We start from the raw sequence: 5,422 nt of genomic DNA on the forward strand, positions 1-5,422 counted from the left end.
CTGGATTTGGGCAACAGCAGTGGCATCGGCAACGGCTTCGTGGGTGTCGCCCGTTTGCAGGTACAAATCTAGATGAATGCCATCTGCTTCGGACACGGGTACCAGTTCCATGTGGTCGGCTTGCCAGGCTTTCGACGAGCCTGGCCGCCTTTTGTCGCAGCACTGTGATCGTCTGATGCAGCCGTTTCGGTTGCGGCATCGTCGGCTGGGGTGGTGGTTGGGCTTTCTGCAAACAGAAGTGTCAGCCGTTGATTCAGGCGTCGTTGCCGTTTCGGAGTTACCGCAAGCAACTAAGGTGAGTAGACTTGTGAGCAGTCAGGCTTGAGCAATTTGAGAACGCATGGGATGAACCTTCTATTTTTTGAGTGGAGCTATGGTTTGGGTATTGGGGCAAGGGGGCAGGAGTAAGGGAGCAGGGGGGCAGGTTGGGGAATTGGGATTAAGCAGGAATTAAACGGGGCTCATGGGTTGGTCTGAAACAGCCGCTTTGGATTCAGTGGCCTGGATGTCAGAGGTAATGAATGCAGGTACGAGATAGCGGCCAAATTGAGTGTAGAGGGCGGGCAAAACAATTAGCGTGAGGGCGGTGGAGGTAAACAGTCCGCCAAGTACAACCACCGCTAGCGGCTGCAAAATTTCTTGACCGGGGTCAGAGCTGATCACCAGCGGCAGCATCCCCAGAGCGGAGGTAAAAGCCGTCATCAGAATCGCATTGAGCCGCTCCATTGAACCCGTGAAAATGACCTGTGGCAGAGGCATTCCTGCCGCTAGCTTGCTGTTGTAGTTGTCTACTAGCAGTAAGCCATTGCGGACGGCAACGCCAAACAGAGTGATGAAGCCCACGAGGGACGCTACCGAGAGAACGCCACCTGCGATCGCAACTGAGACAATGCCGCCCATAACGGCTAAGGGCAGGTTCAGCATGATCATGATCGTCGCGGGTAAGGATTTCACGGTGAAATACATGAGGATGGCAATCACCACAAGTGCTAGAGCGCCGAATACCAGGAGGTTCTGGGTGGCTCGCTGCTCAGATTCAAACTGGCCACCGTACTGGATGAAGTAGCCGGGAGGAAATGTAACCTGCGATCGCACTTTGTCCCGAATTTCGGCAATGACGGAACCCAAATCGCGATCGGCCACGTTTGAGGACACAATGATCAGGCGCGACACATTTTCTCGACTAATGGAATTGGGGCCAGTGCCATAATCGACCTGGGCAAGCTGCTCCAGCGGAATGCGATGTCCATCCGGCGTATCAATCAGCATGGCGCGCAGGGTACTGGGATCACTGCGGGCGGCAGACTCAAACCACACCACCAGGTCAAATAACTGCTGATTTTCCAACACTTGGGAGACGACGCGACCATTGAGGGCGGTTTCAATAGTTTCGGCCAACGCCTGCATACTCAGGCCATAGCGAGCGGCAGCGGCACGGTCGAAGCGGATCTGAACCTGACGCACGGGTAACTGAGGAGCCAGTTGCAAATCGACCACGCCCTCTACAGTGCCCATCACCTGTGTCACTTCGGTGCCCAGCCGTCGGAGTTCAGCCAGATCGGGGCCAAAGATTTTAACTGCGATCGCACTTCGGACACCCGACAACACCTCATCCATCCGGTGCGAGATAAAGCCACCCACACTGGCTGGAGCACCTGGAATTTTCTCGAATTCAGCCCGCAGATCGGCCAGCGTTGCTTCGCGGTCTTTCATGCCGACATCACTCAGTTCAATATCGAGTTCCGCAAAGTTGGAGCCGACCACATGCGGATCGCCCGGTGCGCGGCCCGATCGCATTTGCAGACTGGCAAACCGAGGATCTTCTTGAAAGGCAGCTTGCACAGCTAATCCCGCCCGATTGGTAGCCGCCAAGGAGCTACCGGGAAACAGGTTCATGGACGCCACCAGCGATCGCTCCTGAAACTCCGGTAAAAAGACCCGTCCTAAAACGGGTAACAGGGTCAGCGAAGCGACCAGTGCCCCTACAGCCACCAGCAGAATCAGCCGAGGGCGCTCCAGAGCCAGCCGCAAACCTGGTCGATACAGGCGTTGGCTGCAGCGAGATACCCAAGTCTCTTCTTCAGGCAACGGCGCGTAGGCCAACAGAAATGCACATAGGGCAGGAGAGAGGGTGAGTGCCACCAGGGTCGAGGCAAAAATGGCTACTAGGTAAGCAATGCCCATTGGCGCAAAGATGCGGCCTTCTACCCCCGTCAGCGAGAAAATTGGGGCAAAGATGACGGCAATAATCACGGTGGAGAAGAGAACGCTGGTACGAACCTCCACCGAAGTGTCGTAGACGACCTGAAAGGGATGCTTGGGATTGCCCAACTGCCGATTCTGGCGGAGTCCCCGATAGCAGTTTTCCATATCCACAATCGAGTCATCCACCACCGAACCAATGGCAACGGCTAATCCGCCCAACGTCATGGTGTTGACGCTGAGGCCAATCCAATCCAGCAGAATCAAACAGATTAGGAGTGACATCGGAATGGCGCTGAGTGTAATCGCCGCCGTGCGCCAGTTCATCAAAAACAACAGCAGGATGACCGACACAATGATGATGCCGCCCCGCAGGGAATCCCGCACATTATGAATCGAGGCTTCGATGAAGTCAGCCTGACGGAAAGTGCGATGGATCGTGACATCCGCTGGCAAACTTGGCCCTACTTCCTCCAGCGCCGCCTCTACCTGCTCGGTCACCGTTAACGTATCGGCCAAGGGCTGCTTATTGATCAGCATCACCAAAGCTGGTTGGCCGTTAAGGCTCGCATCGCCCCGCTTTAGGGCTGGGCCGACTGTCACCTCTGCCACATCTTGCAAAAGCACAGGTTTTCCATCTCGTGCCGTAATCACCGCCTGCTGCAAATCCTGAATCGACTCAATGCGACCAATCCCTCGGATCAGCAGTTCCTGATCGGCATCAATTAGGTAGCCACCTGCCCCGTTCTGGTTCGCTGCCGCCGCCGCTTGGCTGACCTCCTCTAGCGTCACCCCAAAGGCGTTGAGTTTAGCAGGATCGACCAGCACTTGGTACTGCCGCTCCTCGCCACCAAAAACGGTAATTTGAGTAACGCCAGGTACCGCGAGCAGCCGATTGGTTACCTGTCGGTCGATCAGCTGTCGTACGTCCATCAGCGGTGTGGATTCAGCCGTAAAGGCATATTCCAGCACAATGCCCAGCGGCGAGTTGAGCGGAGCCAGTTGAGGCGCTTCCACCCCTTCCGGCAAGCGAGATTGGGCCTGCTGAATTCGTTCCGTGATCAGCTGCCGCGCCTGATAGATATCGGTATCCCAGCCAAATACCACCCGTACGGCAGAAGCACCCGCCACCGAGGTCAGATCGCACCGCTGTAACGCCTGGTGTGCCGTTGACGGCGCTTTCAATCGGCAGCGTGACTAAGGATTCCACCTCCTCTGGAGCAAGACCGGGCGCTTCGACTTGAATTTCCACTTGGGGCGGCGCAAAGCTGGGAAACACGTCCAAGGACATGTGGTTGAGGACACGCAGTCCGTAGAGGGTGACGAGGACGGCTCCGATGACGACGATCCAGCGTTGGGCGATTGACCATTTGAGGATTGAGTTGAGCATGGGAAAGTGAGGAGTGAGGAGTGAGAAAGGGGTGGATGGGTGGATGAGGGGGGTAAGTAAGGGAGCAGGGGGGCAAGGGAGCAGGGGAGAGAGGGGGGATTACTTTTTGTCTAGGGTGGTGGTTTCTGGGGAGGTGGTGGTGAGGGCGTAGGGAGGGGTGGGTTCGGTAGGGTGTGGATTGAAGGGGGCGAGGGGTGTGGGGCGGGTGCGGCGTCCGATGAGATAGGCGGTGCTGGTGGTAGTTGCGATCGCACCTATGCCTCCGACAATGAATAACCATTGGGGAACGGCGCGACCGGAAGGTGCGGCTTCCATCTCGGCTTTGGCTGTAGCGCTGTCGCCTCGCAGGGATTGGGCATAAAGCTGCAATGTGCCTTGGGCAACCACCTGATCGCCTTCAAACAGTCCTGATTGCACCTCTACCTGATCGCCAGCCGTGCGCCCGATGGTCACTTCAACGGGTTCAAAGGCATCACCATTTTGCACAAATACGAGGGACTGGCCCTCGGCGTCTACCACGGCACTGGCGGGAATGGTCAAGACGGCTGTGGGGGTGCGATCGGTCAAGATCTCCAATTCGGCGAACATGCCAGGTTTGAGCGCGGCTCCAGCATTCTCTAGGGCGGCTGTCACGGGCACAATGCGAGTCGTGCCGTCTACCACCGCGCCAACCCGAATTACGCGCCCTTGGAAGAACTGGTCAGGCAAACTAGCAATCGTCACGCGCACTGACTGGCCTTCGGCCACCTGATCTAAATCTTTTTCATAGACGTTGGCCGTCACCTGGAGCGCATCGCCATTGACAATCCGCATCAGCGGCGTCACGGCTTCTTCGACCGCTTCACCCAGGGTGACGGGACGGTCTGCGACCTTGCCGGCAATTGGGGCTTTTACTGTGACGACGCCCCGCTCCGTTGCCGAGCTGTTCAACTGCTGGAGGCGCGTTTCATAGGCTGTCGTACTAAGTTGGACATGGGAACGAGCTGCATCTAGTTCCGCCTGCGCCCGCTCTAGCTCCGCCTGGGCTTCCAAAACTGCTTGTCGGCTTTCAGCACGAGCCATTTCACTCTGGGCGGCGGCCAGCTCAGACTGAGTTTCTAAAAACTGTTGGCGGGCGATCGCACCGGCTTTGAGCAGCAATTGGTCTTGCTCAAACCGTTCCTGGGCAAGGGCGAGATGCTGCTGAGCTGCTTTTATTTCGGTGTCTGCGATCGCAACTTGACGCTCATAATTACGTTGAGCTAGCGTCAGATTGGCCTCTGCCGATCTGCAAGTCGGCCTCTGCCCCAACTCGATCTTCCTGGGAGGCAACCCGTAGCTCAATCAAATCGGGGGCAATCACCTTGGCCAAAGGCTGTCCGGCTGCAACCGTTGCGCCCGGTTCCACCAATAGTTCGATCACCGTGCCATTAATCGGCGCATTCACCATCACCGCTTGATCGGGCTGCGCCACCAGTTCTCCAGTCGTTTCAATGCCAATGCTCAAAAACTGGGACTGGACGGGGGCCAGCTTAATCCCCAACCGCTCCGCCGTGGTCGGATCAACTCGAATGCCGCTCACAGGTTGGCTCGTGCCGGATTGAAACTCTGCACCGTGATCATGTCCCGTAATGGGCCACCACCGCAACTGGTAAAGTGATTAACGCAACTGGTAAAGTGATTAACGCAACCCCAAATACTGATCCGACCCAAGCCGCTAGCCGATAGTGAACATGCATACCGATTCTTCCAGAAAGCGAACAGGACAAACGAACGCGAATGTTGGCTGGACGGCATAGTATCAGCTAAATATGAAATCACGATGAATTTTTATGCGTATCCTCTTAGTGG

3 protein-coding genes and 1 pseudogene are annotated in these 5,422 nt (G+C 56.5%); all 4 read right to left on the reverse strand.

Translation table 11 applies throughout. The features are described 5' to 3' along the window. Positions 1-450 precede the first annotated feature (450 nt). Positions 451-3,309, reverse strand: a complete 2,859-nt coding sequence (locus AC286M_RS37260) for an efflux RND transporter permease subunit (RefSeq protein ID WP_488209204.1) — start codon at positions 3,307-3,309, stop codon at positions 451-453. Positions 3,310-3,397: 88 nt separating this feature from the next. Further along, positions 3,398-3,592 (reverse strand): annotated as a pseudogene (locus tag AC286M_RS37265) (efflux RND transporter permease subunit); the annotation flags it as partial. A gap of 99 nt (positions 3,593-3,691) precedes the next feature. Continuing rightward, positions 3,692-4,882 (reverse strand): efflux RND transporter periplasmic adaptor subunit, encoded by a 1,191-nt coding sequence (locus tag AC286M_RS37270; RefSeq protein WP_488209205.1) that lies wholly within the window; start codon positions 4,880-4,882, stop codon positions 3,692-3,694. After that, entirely contained in the window at positions 4,824-5,219 is a 396-nt protein-coding gene (locus tag AC286M_RS37275) for an efflux RND transporter periplasmic adaptor subunit (protein WP_488209206.1), read from the reverse strand. Before AC286M_RS37275 ends, AC286M_RS37270 begins: the two co-directional genes overlap by 59 nt. Positions 5,220-5,422 lie beyond the last annotated feature (203 nt).

This window comes from Thainema salinarum CENA647, from assembly GCF_057732415.1.